The sequence below is a fragment of the Marinobacter salexigens genome, assembly GCF_018860765.1.
Classification (GTDB): domain Bacteria; phylum Pseudomonadota; class Gammaproteobacteria; order Pseudomonadales; family Oleiphilaceae; genus Marinobacter; species Marinobacter salexigens_A.
This window is the reverse complement of record NZ_JAHKPV010000001.1, coordinates 999,293-1,023,296: the sequence shown is the minus strand read 5'-3', so window position 1 is coordinate 1,023,296 and position 24,004 is coordinate 999,293. Positions and strand designations below refer to the sequence as shown.

The window sequence follows — 24,004 nt, the reverse complement described above, 5'->3', positions numbered from 1 at the left end:
CCATCGCAGACACACTATCCGCAAAGCTATAACATCGTACCTATGAAACAGCTTAGTCAGATCTATACGGTTTTACTACTGGTGACACTACTGAGTGGCTGTACGACTTTCAGCTACTATTCACAGGCCATTCGCGGCCACTTGGCTTTGACGATAGCCGGTAAACCGGTAGACAGCTTTATCAACAGCGAAGACACCTCTCCAGAGCTCCGTGACAAGCTGATTCTATCCCGACAGGCCCTGCGGTTTGCAGACGAGTTCTTGGGGCTCTCGCCCGGGGATGCCTTCACGGACTACGTAGTTCTAGAGCAGCCCTGGGTTGTGGTTAACCTTGTTGCCGTACCCGAATTCTCGCTGCAACCGCACCAGTGGTGCTACCCAATTCTGGGGTGTCAGGCATACCGCGGGTATTTTCACCTTGAAGATGCTCGAAAAGAAGAAGCGAAATTTCGTGCTGAAGGTTACGACACCTTCCTTGGTGGCGTTACTGCTTACTCAACGCTGGGCTGGTTTGACGACCCATTGCACTCCAGCTTTACCAATCTTGCCAATGATCGCATGGTGGCTCTAATGTTCCACGAACTGGCCCATCGGGTGGTGTACATCAAAGGCGACACTGCCTTCAACGAGAGTTTTGCCACCGCAGTCGAGCTCGAAGGTTTAAAGCTGTGGCTAACGCAAAAAGGCGACCCAGCAGCCTTTAAGAGGGCGTTAATACGGCTTGAACTCCGCAATCGCACCCACGCTCTGGTGGCAAATACAAATGCCAAACTGAAGCGCCTCTTCCAGCAACAAGATGTGCTTTCTGAGGAAAGCTTGCGCAAGCGCAAGCAGCACCTATTTGACGAACTCAACACAAACTATGAACGCTTGCTAGCCAGCGAGACCGAAAACAAAACTGGCCCATTCGGCCATCCTCCTGTCAACTTCAACAACGCCCGCGTGGCTCTTTTCACCCAATACAACCAGCACGTACCTGCCTTTCGACAACTACTGAAAGAGACCGGTTACGATTTTCCGGCTTTCTATCGTGCCGTTGAATCTCTCTCCGAACAACCGGAAGAAAATCGACAGCCAACGCTGGACGCACTATCAGAGCGGTTTGAAAAAAACTTTTGAGTTACGCTGCGTGTTGTAGGCCGCAAGCTTAGGCCCGGGCAACGACTGAACAGTACTGGGCTGGAAGCCGCGCTCACGAAACCAGTGTTCGGTTTGTGTGGTTAGCACAAACAGCTTGTGGATGCCTTGGCTGCGGGCGTGCTTTTCCACCATCAGCAAAATATCATCGCCACGACCTGCACGGCGATAGGCGGAATCCACTGCGAAGCAGGAGAGCTCACCCGCACCTTCATCCGGATAATTGTGCAAGGCAGCGCAGCCCACGATGGTGCCGTCACGCTCGGCAACAACAAAATGTTCAATATCGGTTTCCAGCATTTCCCGCGACCGCCGTACGAGAATACCCTGCTCTTCCAGTGGCTCGATCAGCCCCAAAATACCGCCGATATCTTCCGCCCTAGCCTGACGGATCTGTTCATAGTGATCCCCGCTGACCAGAGTCCCTGTACCATCGCGGGTAAACAGTTCCTCGAGCAAAGCGCCATCGTTCACGTAGCTGATAAAGTGCGCCCGCCGGACACCCTTTACACAGGCATCGCAGGCGGCTCGCAACAAGTCAGCGTCATGCCCGGTTACCGTGCCGTCGCTCAGCCGCTCGGGAGCTTGCCTAGCTGAAAGCTCGCGAATCAAAGAGCCATCCTGCTCCAGCAAGCCTTGGTCATCAATAAACACCATTAGTTTTTCTGCCTGCAGTGCGGCGGCAACCTGACTGCCCACATCTTCGTAGGACAAATTAAAAGCGTCTCCAGTGGGCGAATAACCCATAGGCGGCAGCAAAACGATATGGCCCTGCTCCAGTAACTTTTCAATGCCAGCTACGTCTACACGGCGCACTTTGCCCGTGTAGCCGAAATCGACGCCATCCAGCACACCGACTGGTTTCGCGGTTACATAATTGCCACTGCTAACCCGAATGCGCGCATTGTGCATAGGGGAATTCACAAGCCCCATAGACAGCTGGCTTTCAAGGTATGCTCGCAAACCGCCCGTTGCCTCCATAGCCAGTGGTAAATGGTTTTCAGGAGTGATGCGCAAATTGCGGGAAAACGACGATTCTAGGCCAGCCTCGTCCAGACGCTTCTGAATTTGCGGGCGTGAACCAAAGGCAACAACCAGTCGCACGCCCAGACTGCTCAACAAGGCGATGTCGTGAACGATGTTGATAAAGTTTTCATGCTCAAACGCATCACCGGGCAGGGTCAACACCACCGTACGGCCACGGTGTGCGTTGATATAAGGCGATGAGTGGCGGAATGAATGCAGCCAGCCGTTGGTTTTCAAATGGTGTTCCCCAATCGTATTTTCCATGTTTTTTTCGTGCGCCCGCATACTCGGAGAGCGCTGTCAGGCACCCACTCCAAAACCGTGGAGCGCCAAGTTGCTCAAAGACAGAACTGTCTGATTAGACTCTTTAGTATTTTCACCGTAGGTTCCAGTTGCGAGAGTTCTATAAACTCATCTGGCTGGTGAGCTTGGTCAATTGAACCCGGGCCAAGAACCAGAGTTTCCATACCAAGTTTTTGCAGCCAGGGAGCTTCAGTCGCAAAGGCAACGGCATGCGCAGTGTGACCAGTAAGTTGTTCACAGGCCTTCACCAGCGCCGCATCGGCTGGCGTCTCAAATGGAGGCACACCATCAAACAGCGGCTCAAACTCCATCGCCAATTCACGACGCTCCGCCAATGGCTGAAGCCGATGTAGAATATCCTGACGCAGATTTTCCATGCTCATTCCGGGCAACGGACGCAAGTCAAAGTGCAGCTCGCACCGAGCGCAAATGCGGTTGGGGTTATCGCCACCGTGGATGCAACCAAGGTTAAGTGTTGGCACTTGCACATCGAAATTCGGGTTGGTGTACTGTGCCTGCCAATCAGCGCGCAGGGTCAGAAGTTCACCGAGGGCTTCGTGCATGCCTTCAAGGGCGTTGCGGCCTAAACTCGGGTCCGAGGAGTGGCCGGACTGCCCCTCAAAGATAAGTCGCTCCATCATGATCCCTTTGTGCATGCGCACGGGCCGAAGGCTCGTAGGTTCACCGATAACTGCGTACCGGGCTTTCGGCTTGCCCGCTTCCGCAAGCGCTCTGGCGCCATTCATGGAGGTTTCTTCATCAGCGGTGGCGAGAATGATCAGCGGCTCCTTTAGGTCAGCAGCAGCGAACTCTCGGGCGGCTTCGATGGCTAGAGGGAAAAAGCCTTTCATGTCGCAGGTGCCCAAACCGTACCAGCGGTTGTCGCGTTCGGTTAGGGTAAATGGGTCGCTCTGCCAGCGTTTGTCATCAAAAGGAACCGTATCCGTATGGCCAGCAAGCACCAACCCGCCGGAGCCACTGCCCAGCGTTGCAATGAGGTTATACTTGCCAGGCATTTCTGGCACCGCCAGCAATTCTACAGAGAAACCCAGTGCCTCCAGCCACTCGCCAAGTGTTCGCACTACTGGCTCGTTGCTGTGATCCCATTCAGCGGATGCGCTGCTGATAGATGGCAGCGAGATAAGCGTAGTTAGCATTTCCCGCACATCGGGGACTGTTTCAGCTCTGTTGATTACCTTACGACCATCATCATTGCCAAACTGCGGCATTATGTCTCCTCGTTCCGGGCCAGAGCGTTACTGTGTCTGGCCGCGCCGCCAGACTTCAAATGCTGTAATTGCTCGAATAGCAATGGGGTAGCCCACCTCACCACCCGCCATTTCACGGGCAACTTCCAGTTCCTGTTCGTCAGCACTCGCCAAGCGGCCTTTCACCAAATTACCGTTCGAAAGCGTCACCCGAACCACACGGCCAACCCATGCAGTTGCCGTCTCAAGGTTTTCCGGGTGCCAGCTAGCAACATTTGAGTTTTCGCTTGGGACAACTGGCTCTAACGCCGCTTTGGGTGGTTCCTGTACAGCGGGTTCCGCTTTTTGCAGAAACACATCCGGTACCATGGCACCATTGTATTCCACTGCCCAGGCCAAAGCGCCGTCCGCACTTTCACCCATTGCGCGTACGGGTACTCCGAGGGTTTCAGAGCCCGATTGCACAGAGGCTGTTATTTCTCCGCCCTCAAGCAACCACTGCCGGTAGAGCGCCAATAATTGACTGCTGGGGCGCCAGCCTCGAGCTTTCAATCCACCTTCAAATGTTGCCAGCGCTCGTCCCGCCCATTGCGATGCCTCTAGCCCCGCCTCTCTGGCGCAATAAGCTGCAACCCGGCGCATAAGCCCGCCGTCTCGTAGAGTAACTTCTAGGGGTTGGGTCGAACTCGTTAAAGTCGTTTCAGGAGACACTAAACTGATACGGGCGCCCGGCCAGTTAATCTCCAGACTGCCGGTATTGGCCGAATTTAGTTCAAGATGAAGCTGTTCGGGTGTCTGGCTCAGAACCAACTCGCCGGTCAAGCGGGTGATGCCCATGCGCAAAAGGTCGCCACTACCCAGCTGCTGGCGCGGATCTGGCGCACAAGGAAGTGCGAACAAGGCTGCGTGTTCGCGACCCTCTACGCCTCCTGCCGTTACCCAGTTGCGGAACATGGTTGCCTCAAGCACCAATTCCAATCCTTCAGCTTGCAACGACCAATTGGCTGGCAAGTTAGCTGGATTAACAAGTGCTTCGAGCAAAGTAACAGGGGAGCCGGCGTCGAATTCCGCGCGGCCAATGACCAGCGGCTGGGTAAGCTCAAAACCTTGCCAAGCGGCTCCGGATAAAACCAGACGGCCTTCGATGCCCGAGCCAATTTTACCACGCTCTAAAACACCGGTCTCGCTGAGCGCCTGACGCGCTTCCGCCATACGTTGATCCGCCAGCCACCAAACTCCGGCCTTGAATGCGACAAATCCAATCAGAGCAGCCAGTACCAGAGTTGTGAACAGGCGTTTCATCCAAAAATTCCTTAAGCGGCGCCGTCAGTTGCGGGAAATAAGTGTACCCACACCCTCATCGGTAAAGATTTCCAACAAGCATGCATGTGCCACTCGGCCATCAATAATATGGGAGGTGCGCACGCCGTTCTCCACCGCACTTAACGCACACCGAATTTTCGGCAGCATGCCGCCGTGGATGGTGCCGTCCTCGATTAGGTCGTTCACCTGCTGCGCTGTTAACCCGGTGAGCACTTTGTCTTCCTTGCTCTTGAGTCCAGACACATTGGTCAGAAGCATTAGCTTTTCAGCCTTCATGGCTTCTGCAACCTTGCCTGCCACGAGATCCGCATTGATATTGTAAGAGGCGCCATCCGGCCCAACGCCAATAGGCGCAATGACCGGAATTACATTGCTCCGGGTGAGCATATCAATCACATCCACATTAATACTGGAAACCTCGCCCACACGCCCGATATCTATAATCTCAGCGCGTTCCAACTCTGGTGAGCGATCTACCACTTCGAGCTTGCGAGCGCGAATGAGGTTGGCATCTTTTCCAGTGAGGCCGATGGCAGTGCCACCTTGGGCGTTGATCAAGGACACGATTTCCTTGTTCACCTGACCACCCAATACCATTTCCACTACATCCATGGTTGCTGCATCGGTCACACGCATGCCATTCACAAAGCGGGACTGAATATTCAAACGCTGCAGGAGTTCACCAATTTGCGGACCACCGCCATGAACAACAATCGGATTGATGCCCACCAGTTTCATAAGCACAACATCACGGGCGAAGCTGCTTTTAAGCTCTTCGTTTTCCATTGCGTTGCCGCCGTACTTGATAACCACTGTCTTGCCGGTAAACCTTTGAATATAAGGTAAGCCTCGGCTAAGTACGGTGGCCACCTGCATTGCCGTTTCACGATCCAGCGTCATTTTGTTGCCTTAATAGATCAAAATCAAAATAAAAAGCCTTAGGGGTTAAGCATCAGAACTCAGCCATAAGGTCCGGTGCTACCTTTTGTAGCTGGCTCCGGAAAATGTTTTTTATCCGCGACAGAGCTTCTTCTGTTTCGGCTTCGAAGCGAAGCACTAAAACTGGCGTAGTATTAGAAGCCCGACATAATCCCCAGCCGTCTGCATAATCCACTCGAATGCCGTCTATGGTGCTGATATTGCCGTCGCCAAATTCTCCCTCTTGGCCCAGCTTCTCCATAATCGAGAACTTGCTGCTTTCGGTGACCTCTACATTGAGCTCCGGTGTACTGATGTCCTCAGGGAAGTCTTCAAACACTTCTTCACTGTGACGGTCCTCAATACCCAGTATCTCAAGAAGTCTGGCGGCAGCGTATAGTCCGTCATCAAAGCCGTACCAGCGCTCTGCAAAGAAAATATGGCCACTCATCTCACCGGCCAACAGGGCACCGGTTTCTTTCATTTTGGCCTTCATCAGTGAATGGCCGGTCTTCCACATAATGGGACGCCCGCCAGATTCCGAAATCACGCCGGCAAGCCGACGGCTGCATTTCACATCGTACAGCACATCCGCGCCGGGGTTCCGTGAAACCACATCACGGGCAAACAGCATCAACAAACGGTCCGGCCAGATAATCTTGCCAGTATTGGTCACCAGACCCAGGCGGTCACCATCGCCATCAAAGGCCACACCAAGATCTGCACCTTCCGCTTTGACTCTTTCAATCAAGTCTGCAAGGTTGGCTGGCTTGCCGGGATCCGGGTGATGATTTGGGAAATCTCCATCAACTTCACAGTACAGCGGGACCACTTCGCAACCAAGCTCTTCAATCAGCATGGGGCCCAGCTCGCCTGCAATACCATTACCTGCATCGACAACCACTTTGAGTGGTGCAGCAACGGCAATATCACCCACGATGCGATCAAGATACGCCCGACGCACATCCTCAGACGATTGAGTGCCCCGGCCAGCGGCGAGATTACCCGACTTTATGCGTTGGAACAGAGACATGATTGCGTCGCCGGAGAGGGTTTCGCCCCCCAACATGATTTTGAGGCCGTTGTAGTTTGCCGGGTTGTGACTGCCCGTTACCATCACACCCGAGCCGTTCTCAAGATGATGGGTTGCGAAATACAACACAGGTGTCGGTACCGCACCCACATGGATAACGTTACAGCCCGATGCCATAACCCCTCTGGCGAGCGCATCCGCCAGCTCAGGACTTGAGTGTCGACCATCGTAACCTATGCATAGCGATGCCAGACCGCGGCTTATAGCTTCTGAGCCTATAGCGGCGCCAATTCTCTCGACAATGGCTGCCGAAAGCGTCTCCCCAACGATGCCACGGATATCGTAAGCCCGGAATATATTGGGCGATATTTCAATAGCGGGCTCGCTGGACTCTTCAACTCCCAGTATATCTTCGTCGCTAAAAAATGAGCTTTCGTCACTACTGCTGCCAAAGCCTAAGACATCTTCATCACCATCGAGCATATCAATGTCTGGCAGCTCTTTATCTTGAAACAGCGGTTCGGCATCGTCTGTTTCAACCACTCTTGCACCCTTTGCAGGAGCAGCAGGCATTGGTTTGGTCTTCTCGGAAGACTTCGCCAGACGTTTATCCACAACTTGCGACAACCTGTAAAGCACCTCCGAGGTGGATCCCACTATACCCCACTGGAAATTGGGCAGTTTTTGTCGTTCACCACTAAATACTTTGTGGGCCCACTGAACGAGGCTGGTTACTTCGTGACGCAGGCTCTTTTGAGCACTAACCAACAACACCCAAACCACTATGGCGGCTATGAGTACAGGCACCCCAACTAGCAGTGCGAGTAGTAGAATGTTAACCGGTGGCGCTGGCAAAGCACCCGGCTTATAGGTAATGCTCCAATCGGGGTTAGCGAGGACTCTGGTCTCCGCAGCGCTTGCGGCTACGCCTGTACTTGTGCCGCTACTGACAAACGTACGGGGGGCGCCGGAAACGGTTTGTATCAACGCCAGCTCACCCCCTAGCTGCGTATTAACCACGGAAAGCAGTGGCTGCAGCACAGAGGCATCAAAAACCACCAGAAGGCTACCTACAATAGCCTTGCTGGACGGATTGCGCACTGGCGCTGCCATTTGCACATACCAGCGGTTTTCACGGGGGAAGGCATCCGGGTGCAAGGGCTGGCTATTTTCAGCCCGTCGGGCCAACTCTAGCCCGGCGAAGCCAAGCAGATCGCTGCCGGTCCGCGGAACTTGGCGATAGGGGAACAGGAACACCGCCTGCACGCCCGGCAAAGCGGTGGCTAGCCTCTGCTGAACGGCCCCGGAATTCCCACCTCCAATTAGCGCGCCCACCACGTGAGGTTGGGTTGCCAAACCATTGACGCTCTGCTGCATCAATGTCAGGTATTGGCCTATGCGCTGAGCGGCAGCGTCGGCTTCTACACTTTTCCAAGCGTTAAAACGCTTGTCGCCAGCTGGCTGCAACACCAGAAAATGTATTAGAACCACAGCAACCAGTCCCGCCGCAAAAACAACCAACGACTGCTTTATAGCCGTCGAGCCAAGGTGTTTCAGCTTAGAGCCTGCAGTAGCCCGGGCTTTCGGTTTTTTTTCTGCTTTGGTAGCCGGTTGCTCATCAGCAGTTGCTTCAGACGACTTCTTCTTACCCAGCTTCATAGTTCATCCTGCGAATTATCTTTTTGTCCTGGACAAGCACGTATCGGCAAAGTATAGACGCCGCGACAGGTTTCTGCGTTAAGGCTTAAGGTTACCGGGTTCCGGTAGAACCAAATCCGCCCTCACCCCTTAAACTGGCATCAAACTCCGAAACTATTTCAAAGTCGGCTTGAATGACCGGCACCAGCACCAGCTGGGCTATGCGTTCCCCAACTTCTACCGTAAAGGCTGCATTGCCACGATTCCAACAGGACACCATCAACTCACCCTGATAATCGGAATCAATCAAACCTACCAAATTACCCAGCACAATACCGTGTTTGTGCCCCAGCCCACTTCGGGGCAGAATCATCGCGGCCAGAGATGGGTCGGCAATGTGGATGGAAAGCCCGGTTTGAATTAATGTTGTTTCGCCTGGCGCTAATGTAATAGGGCTATCGAGGCAGGCCCGCAAATCGAGACCGGCAGAGCCTTTTGTGGCGTACTCGGGGAAAGCAATGTCGTTACCAATCCGGTCATCGAGAATGCGCACCTGTAAATTCTTTTTGCTCATATTATTCCTGCTTCAGCCGTTCGCCAATAAGCTCTATTAAGCGTGAGGCAATACGTTTTTTAGTGTCTGGGCCTATCGTTTCCTGCCCACCCGACCAGAATACCGTCACCGCGTTGTCATCACTGTTAAAGCCTAACCCCGGCGCCGACACATCGTTGGCAACAATCATGCGCAAATTTTTGCGCTGCATTTTGTCTTTGGCGTAATGAGCAACGTCGGAGGTCTCAGCGGCAAAGCCCACCGTGAATGGCGCATCTGAGCGCCCTGCAATAGTCGCTAATGTGTCGGGATTACGCGTGAGAGGTAGGGCCATGGTCTCACTGGACTTTTTGATCTTGTCGCTGGCGCAATTTTCAGGCCGATAATCCGCCACTGCCGCAGTTGCGACAAACAAATCGCAGCCTTCATCAACGGCTAACGAAGCTGCCTTCAACATATCCTCGGCTGTAATTACAGCGCGAACGTCGACACCCGCCGGAGACTCCAAGTTGACCGGCCCGCTAACCAGAACAACCTTGGCACCAGCATCTCTTGCAGCCACCGCCAGTGCGTAGCCCATCTTGCCCGAACTGTGGTTGCTGATATAGCGCACCGGATCGATCGGCTCACGGGTTGGGCCTGCGGTGATAACGACACGCTTTCCTGCAAGCCCTTTATCACCATGTTGCTTGTCCATAATCAGGTCAGCAATCATTGCGGCCTCAATCATGCGCCCTGGCCCATTATCGCCGCAGGCTTGCTCACCTTGATCCGGCCCCCAGAGCGTAATTTGCGAATCGCTCGCCAGCAAACGAATATTGCGCTGGGTGCGCTCGTTGCTCCACATTGCCTGATTCATGGCTGGCGCGACGGCAATTGGGGCGACGGTTGCACAACAGACCGTCGTTAGCAGGTCGTTAGCCATTCCTTGAGCGAGCCTTGCGATAAAATCTGCGGAGGCAGGTGCAATAACCACCTGATCAGCCCATTTCGCCAGTTCTATATGCCCCATACCAGCTTCGGCTTCTGGGTCAAGCAAAGACGTACGCACCGGCTCACCACTGAGGGCCTGAAAAGTCAGAGGCGTCACGAAGGCTTCCGCCCCTTGGGTCATAACTACCCTCACCCCGTAGCCAGCCTTTTTAAGCAGGCGCACAAGTTCGGCACTTTTATAGGCTGCAATGCCGCCGGTTATGCCCAGCAGGATGTTTCTGACGGCCATAAAGGCTCCGTATCCGCTTAAAATGAAAGGCTTATAAGATAGCATGCTCTGGCCATACCGACAGCCTGCATGACCCTCCGCACGTTTACCGATTGTTACTTTTTGGAGTAATCTGTGTAAATGGAAAGCGCACAGGAAGCGCTAACCCCTTCAATCACTATGCAAGGAAGCCAAAATGACCGATACCATCTGGCCCATGGATGAGCGCCCCCGTGAACGATTGCTCGCCCACGGCGCCGAAAGCCTCTCTGACGCAGAGCTACTGGCTATTTTTCTACGCACCGGCACAAGCGGTATGCCAGTTATGGAGCTCTCACGCTTTCTTTTGCAGGAATTTTCCGGCTTGCGCGGGCTACTGACGGCCTCCCGCAGACAGTTTTGCGACGTAAAAGGGCTAGGCACCGCGAAATACTCACAGGTTCAAGCTGCTATGGAAATGGCCCGGCGAGTAATGGATGAACCCTTGCGCCAAGGTGACCCGTTGCGCTCACCAGAGGATACCCGGCGCTTTCTCACAAGCCGGCTGGGCACCTACCCCCACGAAGTTTTCGCGGGTCTATTTCTGGACAACAGGCACCGGGTTATCCAGTACCGAGAGTTGTTTCGGGGCACCATTGACGGAGCCGCCGTATATCCTCGGGAGGTTGTACGTCAAGCTTTGGAAGATAATGCCGCCGCCGTTATCTTTGCCCACAACCACCCTTCCGGCGTCGCCGAACCCAGTCAGGCTGATATTTCCCTAACCAGACGCTTAAAAGAAGCGCTTGGCCTTGTGGATATCAGGGTTCTTGACCATATGGTAGTGGGCCACGGTGAGGTAATATCGCTCGCAGAACGTGGATTGATGTAAGCCATCCTAGGCGAATGCAGGAAAACTGGCCAAATTCCCAACAATTTTTTGCGTTGGGGGGCTGGTTCTGGTATAAAAGCGTCCCTTTCTGGCGGCGTCTGGCGAGCAGCGTTCAGTTCAGGGGCGCAAACGGGAACTTAACCGTTCCTCGGCAACCAGAGACGCATTAAAATCGAATTCGTATTTATTAAGACCATTGCTCAGGTCGGAGGCAAGTATGTCCAGAGTTTGTCAGGTAACCGGTAAGCGTCCGGTTTCCGGTAACAATGTTTCTCACGCGATGAACCACACCCGTCGTCGCTTTCTGCCTAACCTGCAAAGCAAGCGCTTTTGGGTTGAGTCTGAAAAGCGTTTCGTAAGGCTGCGCACCTCTACCAAGGGTATGCGCATCATCGATAAAAATGGTATTGACGCTGTATTGGCCGATCTTCGTGCCCGCGGCGAGAAAGTATAAGGAGCCGCATCATGCGCGAAAAAATCAAGCTGGTTTCATCAGCAGGCACGGGTCACTTCTACACGACCATGAAGAATAAGCGTAACACTCCGGAAAAAATCGAGATCAAAAAGTACGATCCGGTTGTCCGCAAGCACGTTGCGTACAAGGAAGCCAAGATCAAGTAATTTCTGATCTTGGATCCACAAAAAAACTCGGCACTGCCGAGTTTTTTTGTATGTGCTTCGATTTTGTCAGAACTTTTTCAGGTACCCGTCTGGCAACGCTATATCCATAGCAATCGGCAAGTGATCGGACATGGGATAGCTCACCACTTCCGAGTTTCTTATCTGCAAACTTGGACTCACCAGAATATGATCCAGCGCCTTCTCGGGCCGCCAGCTTGGAAAGCTGTGGGCACTGTCCGGCAGAGGTATCAGGTCTGTCTCTTTCAACGGGGTCTGGGTTAACAGCTGCTCAGCATGGGCATTCATATCACCCATCAACACCACATGCCGGTACTTTGATATCAACTCGCTGATAAAGCCCAGCTGGCGCTGCTGCCCCGACTTACTCAGTGCGAGGTGCATCATCACCAAAACCAGCGGATCTTCTTCAGTGCCATAGCGGGCTACAATCGCACCTCTTCCGGGAAGCCGACCCGGCAACTTGTACTCTTTTACATCCAAGGGCCGGAACCGGCTCAGCAAGCCGTTGCTATGCTGGGCAATCTGGCCCAAGTTACGATTCAACTGTTGATGCCAGTAAGGAATACCCGCCGCTTCGGCGAGATACTGAACCTGATTGATATGACCGCTGCGTAAACTCCCTCCGTCACACTCCTGCAGCGCCACTACATCGTAGTTGCTAAGCAACGAGGCTATGCGATCCAAATTCTCGATGCGATTGCGGTGGGGAAGGAAGTGCTGCCAGCTTCTGGTTAGATAGTGACGGTAAGAGGAGGTGTTGATACCCACTTGTATATTAAACGTAAGCAACCGGAGGTGACGCTGGGGCTCAAACTCGGGCACATGCTCAAGGCCCGAGTTTGAGCCTTTCGACTCATCTCGGGCGCTGAGAATGCCATTAAGCTGCTTCCTGAAGCGTTTATACATAGTGTTGCTGTTATTTAGCTGCAGAGCGCTCTTTCTCTACCAAATAATCCACTACCGCCAGCACTGCCTCCAGACTACCGGCCATGGACGCACTAACCGTGTACTTGCCATTCACCAGCATAGTCGGTGTGCCCGTAATGCGCGCACCACGAATTTTGGACTGAGCCTGCTGCATACGTGCATTGACACCAAAACCGTTGAAGTTATTCAGAAACTCCTCACGATCGACTCCATGACCCGCAACAAAATTCGCCAGAGACTCTCCGTCATTTAGTGGCCGACGCTGGCCCGCCAATGCTTCAAACAGGGCATCGTGCACTTTATCTAACGAGTTCATGGCCTCAAGCGCATAGAAGGCTTGAGCATGGGGAACCCAGGAGCGCCCCAGAGCCGCAGGAATGCGTACATAATTTACATCATCCGGAGCTTTGGCTTCCCAGCTCTCAGCTAGCGGCTTGAAGTTATAGCAGTGCGGGCAGCCGTACCAGAAAACCTCTGCAACCTCGATACCTGAATCAGTATCTGTCCGCACCGGGGTGTCGAGCTTTTTGTAATGCGTTCCTTCCTGCCAGTCTGCCGCATTGGCTTGACCAAATACGGTCAGAACCACCAAAAACAAGCCAACCGATCTAAGTGCTCGAAACATGAAGTATCTCCAAAATTCATAAGTGTCGTTATAGGGGATATTATGACCAACCGAGCCTGAAAAGTTCCACAGTTTGTGGATTACAGGATCGACAGACGAAAAACCCCGCGCAAGGCGGGGTTTTTCGTCAAGCTGAGAAGGCCTATATCAGTTCAGACCAGAAATGTAGCTGGAAACCGCTTCAATTTCCGCATCGGTCAATCTGGCAGATACGTCCATCATGATCGCCGCATTAGCGCCGTTCGCCCGAGTACCATCGCGGTAGGCTTCTAGCTGCTTAGCTAGATACTCTGCATTCTGGCCACCAATATGCGGATAGCCGGCAGGCCCGTTACCCTTACCCTGCGGGTTATGGCACGCCGCACAGGCTGGAACGCCAGAGGCCATATTGCCACCGCGATAAAGCGCAGCGCCTTTCTCTACCAATTCTGGGTCAGCCTGACTTACAACCATCTCTTGGCTCGCAAAGTAAGCTGCAAGATCCTCAAGCTCCTGTTTTGACTTTCCCGTAAGCTGGCCGGTCATCTCTGGGATCGGACGAGCATCTTCTTGGATCGCCACTAACTGGTTGTACAAATACTTTTCGCCCAGCCCGGATATTTTCGGATAGGCACCCATAATTGGCTTGGCTCCACCCTGGCCGTGACATGCCTGACAGGCTGCCGCCGCTTGCTTGCCTGCTTCAGGATCCCCTGCTCCGTGCGCCATAGCTGTAAGGCCAAGGCCGAAAACAAATCCTGCGATCAGTTTCTTCATGCTCGCTCCGCTTCTCTCATCTCGAAAATATTCTTAGTTTGCAGCTGGCAGGCGCTGTTCAGTCAGGCTCAAGACCAAGGCTGACAGCGGTTACGCCAAGCGTACCGCCCGGAATTGGTGTAGCATTATACATTAATCCCTGATAACTGAAATCCAAAGGAAAGCCAACCGCTGTGGACTCTGACCTGACTCAAAAAAGCATCTCTTTTAACAGCGCTCGCTTCCTAATAAGCGCGCCCCGACTGGAAGACTGCCCGCCTGACACTGGCGCAGAAGTGGCTTTCGCCGGACGCTCAAACGCAGGAAAGTCCAGCGCCATGAACGCAATTACTGCCAACGGCAAACTCGCCCGCACCAGTAAAACGCCAGGGCGCACGCGTTTAATCAACTTTTTTTCCCTAAACCGCGAAAATGCTCGGCTAGTAGACCTGCCGGGATACGGCTACGCGAAAGTCTCCCGAGACATGAAAGATGACTGGCAAAAACACCTCGGGCAATACCTGAACGACCGTCAGTGTTTACGCGGTCTGGTTTTGGTAATGGATATCCGCCACCCACTTACCGAATTTGACCAAATGATGGTGGAATGGTGCGAACATAACAAGTTGCCGCTGATGATTCTGGCCACAAAAGCCGACAAACTTAAATTCGGGCAAGCCAAAACCACCATGCTGGAAATTTCCAAAAAGCTTCAGGAATTTACCTGTGTCGAGCACTTGGTTATGTTTTCATCAACATCAAAACGCGGTGTTGATGAGTGCCGGGCGGCACTGACAGACTGGCTGGAAAACGCCAGTGAAGATCTTCGATAGGAATGAAAAAACCGGCCTGAAAAAAAGTCAGGCCGGTAAAACATCAGGGTTTGCGACGTGCTAAAACCTGAGAACTCCCTCAGGAGGCGCTGGAAATGTCCGAATTCCCTGCGCCGACCATTGTGACACCCCCCTGCTGAAAAAGTTCCGAGCCAGAAAGTTGCAACACTGCCCCCCCAGTACCCGTACACCCTTAGTCAACCCACCGAAGTTTCACTCGCACCTTCCTGTTCAGGCATCTTTGGCCGGTATTTTTCCCGCAACGTCATAACCTGCTCACGGTACGCTGGCGTCAGGTAGGGTATTTCGAGCGTTAATACCTGATAAATACCCTGCTTAAGCTCCCGCAATGTCAGGCAGGCGGACGCTTTCTCCCCATGAGCTGTTTTCAGAAACGCCATCCAATTGGTAATAACCAACCAAACATTCAGCGACATGGCTGAACGGAGGCTTTCTGGCTGGGGCTCCAAAATGCCGCCATCTGCCAGCTTTTCGAAAATAAGGCTTATGGCCGCGAGGCACCGGTTGGTAAATTCGCGGTAGTCGTCGCGCAAACGTGAATCCCTATCTAACAAGTATTCCAGATCTCGATGAAAAAACCGGTAACTCCAAAGACCATCAAACACCGATTCTAGATAAAACGTCATGTCGTCCAGCGTCAGCACTCGGCCCTCAGGAATATCAAGGTAGTAGTCCACCAGTTTTTCGTATTCCTGAAATATCTCGTAAATAATGTCGGACTTGTTGCGAAAGTGGTAATAGAGGTTGCCCGGCGATATCGCCAAATGCGCCGCAATGTGATTGGTTGTTACGTTTCGCTCGCCCTGCTCATTAAACAGCTCAAGACTCGACAGCAATATTTTGTCTCTGGTTTTCATAGGCTCATCGGCGTTTGTTGTTTTACAGCTCACAGATGGCCTGATTCGCCATTGGAGCTGCTTGACTCACTAGAGTATATACTCTAATAATACCTTCCAGTGCAAATTGAGCGTTTTTTCGCCATAACAATACATCAGGCTATCGCCGCTAAACGGCGGAGCCAAAGGGAGGACACCATGGGTGCCAGCGCAGTTCAGCTCACAGAGAGCAATAGTCACATTCAGCAGACCCACCGGGTGTTTGGAGTACAAAAAAAGGCGTTTCACGACCACCCTACGCCGTCGCTGGCGGAGCGTCAGGAAAACCTGAATCGGCTCAAACAAGCCCTGCTGTCCTATCAGGATCGCATTGTGGATGCCATTGACCGGGATTTTTCCTGCCGCTCCCGGGACGAATCACTCATTGCAGAAGTCATGCCTTCCATTCAAGGTATTAATTACACCTTGAAAAACCTCGAAGGCTGGATGAAGCCTTCTCGCCGGCACGTATCCATTCTCTTCCGGCCTGCCAGCAATAAGGTCTGCTACCAGCCGAAAGGCGTTGTTGGCGTGATTGTGCCTTGGAATTACCCGCTGTATCTGGCTGTGGGGCCTCTTGTTGCCTCTCTCGCCGCGGGAAACCGCACCATGATCAAAATGTCCGAATTCACGCCACATACATCAGCTCTGTTCAAAGAACTAATTGAAGCCACTTTTCCGGAAGATCTAGTGGCCGTAATCAATGGCGAAGCCGACGTTGCGGCTGACTTTTCCGCACGGCCTTTCGATCACATGCTGTTCACCGGTTCCACATCTGTAGGCAAGTTAGTGATGCGGGCCGCTTCCGAGAACCTAACACCCGTAACTCTGGAGCTGGGCGGCAAATCACCCGCTATTGTTTCTCCAGACGTGCCTTTGGAGGATGCGGCGCAGCGTATTGCATTCGGCAAGGCATTCAACGCAGGTCAAACCTGTGTGGCGCCGGATTACGTACTTTGCCCGGCCGGCCGCACTCAGGCTTTCGTAGACGAGTTCCGCGCCCAGTTTGCGGAAATGTACCCTTCCCTGCGGGATAACGATGACTACACGGCCATTATCAATGAGCGCCAGTACAAGCGTCTGAAGGGTTATCTTGAGGACGCCAAAGCTAAAGGCGCCGAGCTGATTGAGATGAACCCTGCACAGGAAAACATGGGCGACGGCACCCATAAGATTCCGGTAACACTGGTATTGAAAACCACGCCGGACATGAAGCTGATGCAGGATGAAATCTTCGGGCCTATCCTGCCGATTGTGAGTTACGGCAACTTTGATGAGGCGATTCAGTTCATTAACGACCGCCCGCGACCTCTGGCCCTGTACTTTTTTGGCTACGACCGCGACCAGCAAAAGCAAGTGATCGATCACACTCTCTCGGGGGGTATGTGCATTAACGATTCCCTGATGCACGTAGCCCAGGACGACCTTCCCTTCGGTGGCGTAGGCGATTCAGGCATGGGTCACTACCATGGCAAGGAAGGCTTCCTGACCTTCTCGCACCAACGAGCTATTTTTGCCAAACAGAAGTTCAACAGCGGCAAATTTGTTTATCCTCCTTATGGGACATCCGCCCATAAAATGATCTACAAATTCTTTATCCGCTAAGCGCCTTGCATTGCAGCCGGGGCTATAGAGCCCCGGTAATCGCCATACTAAAAATAAGAGTGAGCCAATTATGACCGACCCCCTCACCCTACCCGAAGGGCAGGACTCGATATCTTTGGACCGGCGCAGCTTCCTTCGTACCGGGCTGGGTGGCGCCTTATTTTTGGGCACCATTAGTGTAACTGCAGGCCTAAGCGGCTGCGCAACTTCACCAGCTGGGCGGTTAGGCGCTGTTGAAACACGCATGGATGCACGGTACAAGTTCCAGTTCCTGACAGCGGACGACATCAAACTCTTCGAAGCTCTGCTACCGGCCATTCTCGGTTCCGCCCTACCGGAGCCAGCCAATGCCCGACGCATGGTTATTGCCAGCACCGTCGAGCGTATTGACGCAGGTATCCAAAAATTCGGGCCTGCCAACCAAAAAGAGCTCAGACAACTGTTTGATCTGCTCAACTTAGGCGTTACCCGGGTCACCATCGCACGGCTTTGGTCACCTTGGCCGAATGTCACCACGAAACAGGCCAACGGATTTCTCGAACGCTGGCGCTCAAGCAGTATCGGGTTGTTCAATAATGGCTACATGGCCCTGACCAAAATCAGCAACGTGGCGTTTTACGGCTACCAGGAGAACTGGCACCTTTCCGGTTACCCAGGCCCACCCGAGTGGGCGGTTCAAGCCCTGCCGCAATTCCGTAAAGCCTGATCTTCAGCCTGCGGATTAAGCCCGCTGTTATTTTTATTAAAGGGAAACCACCAATCATGTCGTTCAACGATCGCATTGCCCAGGGGCTGGAATCCGGCTGGAACGTCATCGACGGCGCCACGCTGACCGAGAACCACACGGCAGAAGCGGATGTGGTTATTGTCGGTACGGGCGCAGGTGGCGGAACCACCGCAGAAATTCTCGCCAAGAGCGGCCTCTCCGTTATTTTGGTAGAAGAGGGTCGCCTGTACTACCAAAAAGACTTCAAAATGGACGAACTTACGTCCTATGCCAATCTCTATCAGGAGGGCATGAGCCGCACGACTAAAGACGGTGCCATTGCGATTTTGCAAGGCCGCTGCGTAGGCGGCTCGACCACGGTGAACTGGACCAGCAGTTTTCGCACCCCGGATGCAACGCTCAGCTATTGGGTTAAGCAGTTTGGCCTAGAGGCACTGAGCCCACAGGCTATGGCACCCTGGTTTGAAGGCCGTGAAGCACGGCACTCCATGTCACCTTGGGAAATGGCGCCCAATCTTAATAACGACATATTGCGCCAAGGTTGCGAAAAGCTGGGCTTTAGCTGGCAGGTGATCCCGCGTAACGTCAAAGGCTGCTGGAATCTGGGCTACTGTGGCGTGGGTTGCCCAACCAACGCCAAACAAGGTGCATTAATGACCACCATTCCCGGTGCGCTAGATAATAATGCCACCCTATACCACGGGCTGCGCGCCGAGCGGCTGGTGATGAAACAGGACAAAATTGATGCCTTGCAAGCCATAGCAATGGCCAGCGATGGGATTACGCCCACCAATATAACCGTTACGCTTAAAGCCAAGCACTTTGTGGTTGCCGCCAGTGCGATAGGCTCCCCCGGCCTACTGCTGCGCTCCAAACTGCCCGACCCCTACGAGCGCTTGGGAAAGCGATCCTTTATTCACCCGGTGAACGCCAGCGTTGCACAAATGCCGAAATTGGTAGATCCGTTTTACGGTGCGCCGCAGTCGGTTTATTCCGACGAGTTCAACTTCCGCGACGGCGTAGATGGGGACGCAGGTTACAAGTTGGAAGTGCCACCGCTGCACCCGGCCATGTCTGCCGGTGTTGTACCCGGGCATGGCGACGAACAGACTAAAAATCTGGCTAGCTTACCCTGGATGCAGTCGGTTATCGCACTGGTGCGGGACGGGTTTCACGAAAACAGCACCGGCGGCACAGTATCTTTGCGAGACGATGGCAGCCCGATGCTGGATTACCCGATCAGTGATTATCTTTGGAAGGGGCTGCGCAACGCGTTCTACACCATGGCGGAAATTCAATTTGCCGCTGGCGCCAAAAAAGTACGGTTGATGCATTTGGACTCTGACTGGTACTCCAGCTGGGCCGATGCCAAAGCGGCCATCGATGGCTTTTCCATGAAGCCCCACCGGGTTCGCTTGTTCACCGCACACCAAATGGGCGGTTGCGGAATGGGAAGCAACCCTGAAGAATCTGTGGTCAATGGGTTTGGCGAGCACCATCAGGTTAGCAACCTCAGCGTACACGACGCCTCGATATTCCCCACCAGCATAGGCGCCAATCCACAACTGTCTGTGTATGCCTTGGCTGCACGAAACAGCACGCGATTGGCCCAAAGGCTCAAAGCGTAAAACGCCCGAACGGAAACTCTCAGCGCTACGTACCGGCGCAGGAGGACTTTCAGTCGGTCTACAGAATGCGCTGAAATGCTGATATTCTGGGCGCCTATTAAAATGAGGAGCTATGCATGCCTAAAGTCATTTATCCTGGCACCTTTGATCCCATCACCAATGGCCACACGGATCTTATAAAACGTGCCAGCCGCATGTTTGATGAGGTTGTGGTAGCCGTTGCCTATAACTCGAAGAAACAGCCATTATTTGATCTGGAAGAGCGCTGCGAGTTGGTGCGGCAGGCAACCACCGGCATCCCAAATGTCAGCGTGACAGGCTTTAGCTATTTACTCGCCGATTTTGTTCGTGACCAAGGCGCCACGGTGATTCTTCGTGGCCTGCGGGCCGTCTCCGATTTCGAATACGAATTTCAACTTGCAGATATGAACCGTCGCTTGGCGCCAGAGCTGGAAAGCGTATTTTTAACACCGTCGAACCACCTGTCCTATATTTCTTCCAGCCTTATCCGCGAAATCGCCTCTTTAAGCGGGGATGTGTCTGAATTTGTTGACCCGGTAGTAGGGGCTGCCTTGAAAGAGAAATTCAGAGGGGCTTAGGCCTAACGCCGTATAAGAAAAAAGCCCCAAGCAGGGGCTTTTTTCTTGACGCTACCTTAGAACAGCGGCGGCAACGGAATTTTCTGGCCGTTAACGTCAACCATCATGTCATTCAGCTTAGCCGCCAGCACCAACCTGTCACCATCGGGCACCAACAAGCCCTGCTTAACAAGCGGCGCAAGTTGCAAGCGCACCGCTGGGTAGTCATCTACCAGCACAGAAGGCACGCTCAAGCTCATTTCCCCGGCTAGCTGCTGCATCACCAACAGCATTCCCGCTTTCTCATCTGCTGTGAGTTCCGGGTGGCGAATAACTGCATGGCCCGTTATCTCGCCCTCAGGTGTATCCATAGTCAGCTCGGAGAAGCCCACGGAAAACCCTGCAGCCGCCAGATCACGCATAGCCGTAGTAACTTGCCCCATGGCCGCCATCTGTTTCTCAAACATTTCAGGGCCGCTGGAAGTAGGCGCTAAAGTCAAACTTTGCAGGTCTGTCATGCTTGAAGTCAGAATATTCCAACTCGCTACGTCCAGATTATCGAGTGCGAATGCCAGTTTATGCGGGCCGTAAACCTCGTCTTCAAACAGAACCTTCTCCGCCTCAATCGTCATTTTCGAATCTAGGCGCTGCCCGTCCCGTTTTGCTTCGGTGCTGCTGTGGGCAAAGACACCTTCTATGGTTAGCGGGGACATTTCGGGAGACGTTAAAGCAACAGAATCTATGGACGCCTCCATGCTTCCTGTCCAAACATCCCCTTCCAGATGGGCCATGCTCTGCTCTACACGGAACCCATTAACGCGAACACTCATCTCAGGGCCGGAGAGGCTAAGTTGCGGCCAAACAATCAGTGCCTCCGCTTGAGATCCAGTATCATTGATTTCAATACGTGCAACACCGCCACTGGTTCTAAACGACTCACCGCTGTCAGGATTGTTGATCGCAATAGCCGGTGCTTCCAACTCAAGTATGGCAACACCCCAAAGGCGCGTTTCGAGAGTTAGCCTTGGTCGCTCTTGAAACCAGTCCGCGCCTTCAGGCGCCCAGCCGTCAACTGGCTCAAAGTCCATAAAGCTACCGGTAATGCCATGGGTTACATCGGCACGGTAGTCTATACGGCGAGTCTCGCCGGTTTCGGGGTTCAACACAGTTATAGCGCCGTTCAAGTTCGAACTAAGGAACCCTCGGCGGTAGTCTTCTGTTTGCATCTGTAAAAACGGCTGCGCCTGATTTAACTCCTGATTCACCTGCTGCCACTGCTGCTCAGTTACATACCCCACGACCCATGGCATTGCACCAGCGACAACCAGTACACCTGCACCGGCAATTATCCACTTTGCTTTCAAGTACTCTCTCCATTTAGAAAATGTCAGGTTTTGCCAGTCAGGCGTTCCAACAGCACCACCTGTGAGGCCACTCGCTCCTCACCCTCGGCTGGCTGGTTCTGAATGTAGCCACCATCTGGTTGCAACACCCAGGACTGACAGTTGTCTGCAAGATAGGTATCCAAGTCTTCCTTCACTCGCGCTATAAGCTCCGGATCTTCTATAGGGAAGGCAGTTTCAACTCGGCTTAACAAGTTGCGCTCCATACAATCCGCGCTTGAACAGTAAACGTCTGGCTTACCCTCGTTACCAAAATAGTAGGCTCGGGTATGCTCCAGAAACCGCCCCACAACGGAGCGCACACGAATGTTATCCGAAAGCCCCGGAACCCCGGGCCTGATGCTGCAAATACCACGCACTATCAAGTCTACCTGTACCCCGGCCTGAGAGGCCCTGTACAGCGCCTTAATAAGCTGAATTTCGGTGAGGGCATTGATCTTGATAATGATGCGCCCTTTTTCACCGAGCTCTGCTTCACGCTCAATAAGACTGAGCAATCGTTTGTGGAGCGTAAACGGCGCATGGAACAGCTTTTTAATCTTCAAAGCCTTGCCCATACCGGTTAACTGCTGGAACAGCTTATTGACATCATCACCAATGGATTCGTCACACGTCATGTAGCTGTAATCGGTATACAGCCGCGCGTTGACCGCATGGTAATTGCCCGTCCCTAAATGCACATAACGACGTAGGCGACCTTCCTCCCGGCGCACAATAAGAATCATCTTGGCGTGGGTTTTGTACCCAACAACGCCGTAGACCACGATCACCCCGGCCTCCTGCAACCGGCTTGCCAGTTCCAGGTTTTCTGCCTCACTAAATCGTGCCCTCAGCTCAACAACCGCCGTTACTTCCTTGCCCCGCTTCGCGGCATCGGCCAAAGCTTCAACAATCTCGGAGTTGGCGCCTGTGCGGTAGAGCGTTTGACGAATTGCCAGCACCTGCGGATCCTTCGCGGCCTGACGCAGAAAATCCACTACCGGGCTGAAATTCTGAAACGGATGATGCAGCAAAATCGGCCGTTTTCGAATGGCGTCGAACAACGTTTCTCTGCTACGAATTTGCCGCGGTATGGTGGGCGAAAAGCTGGAATACAGCAGATCTTGGCGATCAACCAAGCCGGTCACGGCCATCAACCGTGTGAGGTTGACCGGCCCGTTTACCTGATACAGATCTCGTTGCCCAAGGCCGAATTCTGTCAACAAAAACTGCACCAACTCCTGAGGGCAGTTATCCGCCACTTCCAGCCGTACTCCGTCGCCAAAACGACGGCTGAGCAACTCACCGCGCAGAGCAGACGCCAAATCTTCAAGGTCGTCTTCCAGCTCCAGATCGGCGTTGCGGGTTAGCCGGAATTGATAGCAACCTTTTACCTCCATGCCTGGGAAAAGCTCGTCGGTGTGGGCGTGAATCATCGACGACAGAAACACCAGATTTTCGCCGCCGCTACAGACGTCATCCGGCAGGCGCACGAGTCTTGGCAGCGAACGCGGCGCTGGCACGATGGCCATACCGGTTTCACGACCAAACGCGTCCTTGCCATCAAGCTCAACAATAAAGTTTAAACTCTTGTTCACCAGACGGGGAAACGGGTGCGATGGGTCCAACCCGATAGGGCTCACCACCGGCAGAATTTCATCCTCAAAATAGTTGCGCACCCACTCTGCTTGCTCTGGCGTCCATTCCCGGCGCCGCACAAAGTGAATATTCTGTTTTTCCATCTCCGGAATCAGCACGTGATTCAGAATGTCGTACTGCTCATCAATGTACTCATGAGCAACACGGCTAATCTCGCTCAGTGCTTGTTCAGGCATGATGCCGTCAGCGCCCAGAGTTTCCCGGCCGTACTTAATCTGCTGACGCAAGCCAGCTACTCGTATCTCGAAGAACTCATCCATGTTGCTGCTAAAAATGCAGCAAAAAATCAACCGGTTAATCAGCGGATGGGTGGTATCAAGCGCCTGCTTCAACACCCGATAATTGAACTGAAGCTGGCTCAACTCTCGGTTGAAGTAGTTTTCGCTGGCATCCAAGTTGATCACTTCACCCACCGGCGGAATTTCTATCGGAGCGGGTACACTTTGCTCCCCTTCCGCTGTCAGATTTCTGGCGATTTCCGTTCTCATGGTATTCAGTTCCTGTCTGATTTACCGCAGGCCAACTTCCGGCGGTGGATAGTCCCGCGGAGGATAGT

22 protein-coding genes are annotated in these 24,004 nt (G+C 53.3%); 9 read left to right on the top strand and 13 right to left on the bottom strand.

What is annotated here, in order from left to right; all coding sequences use genetic code 11:
- The first annotated feature begins 42 nt into the window (after window positions 1–42).
- Entirely contained in the window at window positions 43–1,119 is a 1,077-nt protein-coding gene (locus KO508_RS04625) for an aminopeptidase (RefSeq protein WP_216007123.1), read from the top strand.
- Here the strand turns inward: KO508_RS04625 and argA are convergent.
- From argA to coaBC, 7 genes are all read right to left on the bottom strand, one after another.
- Window positions 1,093–2,400, bottom strand: a complete 1,308-nt coding sequence (argA, locus tag KO508_RS04620; protein ID WP_216007336.1) for an amino-acid N-acetyltransferase — start codon at window positions 2,398–2,400, stop codon at window positions 1,093–1,095. The genes KO508_RS04625 and argA overlap by 27 nt on opposite strands.
- A gap of 101 nt (window positions 2,401–2,501) precedes the next feature.
- Window positions 2,502–3,695, bottom strand: a complete 1,194-nt coding sequence (gene argE, locus KO508_RS04615; RefSeq protein WP_216007122.1) for an acetylornithine deacetylase — start codon at window positions 3,693–3,695, stop codon at window positions 2,502–2,504.
- Between the two features lie 27 nt (window positions 3,696–3,722).
- A complete protein-coding gene (locus KO508_RS04610; RefSeq protein WP_216007121.1) occupies window positions 3,723–4,976 on the bottom strand; it encodes an acetylornithine deacetylase in 1,254 nt (417 codons plus the stop codon).
- Window positions 4,977–5,000: 24 nt separating this feature from the next.
- Window positions 5,001–5,897 (bottom strand): acetylglutamate kinase, encoded by an 897-nt coding sequence (argB, locus tag KO508_RS04605; RefSeq protein ID WP_216007120.1) that lies wholly within the window; start codon window positions 5,895–5,897, stop codon window positions 5,001–5,003.
- A 52-nt stretch (window positions 5,898–5,949) separates the two neighbouring features.
- Window positions 5,950–8,607 carry a phosphomannomutase/phosphoglucomutase gene (locus KO508_RS18945; RefSeq protein ID WP_216007119.1) on the bottom strand — a complete coding sequence of 886 codons (2,658 nt, stop codon included), beginning with the start codon at window positions 8,605–8,607 and terminating at the stop codon, window positions 5,950–5,952.
- A 91-nt stretch (window positions 8,608–8,698) separates the two neighbouring features.
- Window positions 8,699–9,160 (bottom strand): dUTP diphosphatase, encoded by a 462-nt coding sequence (gene dut, locus KO508_RS04595; RefSeq protein ID WP_216007118.1) that lies wholly within the window; start codon window positions 9,158–9,160, stop codon window positions 8,699–8,701.
- A gap of 1 nt (window position 9,161) precedes the next feature.
- Complete coding sequence (gene coaBC / locus KO508_RS04590) at window positions 9,162–10,361, bottom strand: bifunctional phosphopantothenoylcysteine decarboxylase/phosphopantothenate--cysteine ligase CoaBC (RefSeq protein ID WP_216007117.1); 1,200 nt, start codon at window positions 10,359–10,361, stop codon at window positions 9,162–9,164.
- Between the two features lie 175 nt (window positions 10,362–10,536).
- Here coaBC and radC point away from each other — a divergent pair, with 175 nt between their 5' ends.
- The 3 genes from radC to rpmG all read left to right on the top strand — a co-directional run bounded on the left by radC (window position 10,537) and on the right by rpmG (window position 11,832).
- Window positions 10,537–11,211: a RadC family protein gene (gene radC, locus KO508_RS04585; protein ID WP_216007116.1), complete on the top strand. Its 675-nt coding sequence runs from the start codon at window positions 10,537–10,539 to the stop codon at window positions 11,209–11,211.
- A gap of 217 nt (window positions 11,212–11,428) precedes the next feature.
- Window positions 11,429–11,665, top strand: a complete 237-nt coding sequence (gene rpmB, locus KO508_RS04580) for a 50S ribosomal protein L28 (protein ID WP_071263340.1) — start codon at window positions 11,429–11,431, stop codon at window positions 11,663–11,665.
- Window positions 11,666–11,676: 11 nt separating this feature from the next.
- Window positions 11,677–11,832, top strand: a complete 156-nt coding sequence (rpmG, locus tag KO508_RS04575) for a 50S ribosomal protein L33 (RefSeq protein WP_071263342.1) — start codon at window positions 11,677–11,679, stop codon at window positions 11,830–11,832.
- 66 nt (window positions 11,833–11,898) lie between these two features.
- Here the strand turns inward: rpmG and KO508_RS04570 are convergent, their stop codons facing one another.
- From KO508_RS04570 to KO508_RS04560, 3 genes are all read right to left on the bottom strand, one after another.
- Window positions 11,899–12,759: an endonuclease/exonuclease/phosphatase family protein gene (locus KO508_RS04570; RefSeq protein ID WP_216007115.1), complete on the bottom strand. Its 861-nt coding sequence runs from the start codon at window positions 12,757–12,759 to the stop codon at window positions 11,899–11,901.
- A 10-nt stretch (window positions 12,760–12,769) separates the two neighbouring features.
- Window positions 12,770–13,405: a thiol:disulfide interchange protein DsbA/DsbL gene (locus KO508_RS04565; protein ID WP_216007114.1), complete on the bottom strand. Its 636-nt coding sequence runs from the start codon at window positions 13,403–13,405 to the stop codon at window positions 12,770–12,772.
- A 147-nt stretch (window positions 13,406–13,552) separates the two neighbouring features.
- The gene (locus tag KO508_RS04560; RefSeq protein WP_216007113.1) at window positions 13,553–14,161 is read right to left on the bottom strand and encodes a c-type cytochrome; all 609 of its coding nucleotides are present in this window, start codon (window positions 14,159–14,161) and stop codon (window positions 13,553–13,555) included.
- 173 nt (window positions 14,162–14,334) lie between these two features.
- On the opposite strand from KO508_RS04560, the gene yihA reads away from it, so the two are divergent.
- Window positions 14,335–14,973 carry a ribosome biogenesis GTP-binding protein YihA/YsxC gene (gene yihA, locus KO508_RS04555; RefSeq protein WP_216007112.1) on the top strand — a complete coding sequence of 213 codons (639 nt, stop codon included), beginning with the start codon at window positions 14,335–14,337 and terminating at the stop codon, window positions 14,971–14,973.
- Between the two features lie 197 nt (window positions 14,974–15,170).
- Here yihA and KO508_RS04550 read toward each other — a convergent pair whose 3' ends face one another.
- A complete protein-coding gene (locus KO508_RS04550) occupies window positions 15,171–15,851 on the bottom strand; it encodes a TetR/AcrR family transcriptional regulator (protein WP_216007111.1) in 681 nt (226 codons plus the stop codon).
- A gap of 177 nt (window positions 15,852–16,028) precedes the next feature.
- On the opposite strand from KO508_RS04550, the gene KO508_RS04545 reads away from it, so the two are divergent.
- The 4 genes from KO508_RS04545 to coaD all read left to right on the top strand — a co-directional run bounded on the left by KO508_RS04545 (window position 16,029) and on the right by coaD (window position 20,428).
- Window positions 16,029–17,474 carry a coniferyl aldehyde dehydrogenase gene (locus tag KO508_RS04545; RefSeq protein WP_216007110.1) on the top strand — a complete coding sequence of 482 codons (1,446 nt, stop codon included), beginning with the start codon at window positions 16,029–16,031 and terminating at the stop codon, window positions 17,472–17,474.
- A 70-nt stretch (window positions 17,475–17,544) separates the two neighbouring features.
- Window positions 17,545–18,180 carry a hypothetical protein gene (locus tag KO508_RS04540; protein WP_216007109.1) on the top strand — a complete coding sequence of 212 codons (636 nt, stop codon included), beginning with the start codon at window positions 17,545–17,547 and terminating at the stop codon, window positions 18,178–18,180.
- A gap of 56 nt (window positions 18,181–18,236) precedes the next feature.
- Window positions 18,237–19,829 carry a GMC family oxidoreductase gene (locus KO508_RS04535; protein WP_216007108.1) on the top strand — a complete coding sequence of 531 codons (1,593 nt, stop codon included), beginning with the start codon at window positions 18,237–18,239 and terminating at the stop codon, window positions 19,827–19,829.
- A gap of 116 nt (window positions 19,830–19,945) precedes the next feature.
- On the top strand, window positions 19,946–20,428 hold the full coding sequence (gene coaD / locus KO508_RS04530; RefSeq protein ID WP_216007107.1) for a pantetheine-phosphate adenylyltransferase: 483 nt from the start codon (window positions 19,946–19,948) through the stop codon (window positions 20,426–20,428).
- A 56-nt stretch (window positions 20,429–20,484) separates the two neighbouring features.
- Here coaD and KO508_RS04525 read toward each other — a convergent pair whose 3' ends face one another.
- Window positions 20,485–21,771, bottom strand: coding sequence for a DUF945 family protein (locus KO508_RS04525; RefSeq protein ID WP_216007106.1), 1,287 nt, complete (start codon window positions 21,769–21,771; stop codon window positions 20,485–20,487).
- Window positions 21,772–21,794: 23 nt separating this feature from the next.
- Window positions 21,795–23,936 (bottom strand): polyphosphate kinase 1, encoded by a 2,142-nt coding sequence (gene ppk1, locus KO508_RS04520; protein WP_216007105.1) that lies wholly within the window; start codon window positions 23,934–23,936, stop codon window positions 21,795–21,797.
- Window positions 23,937–24,004: the final 68 nt, after the last annotated feature.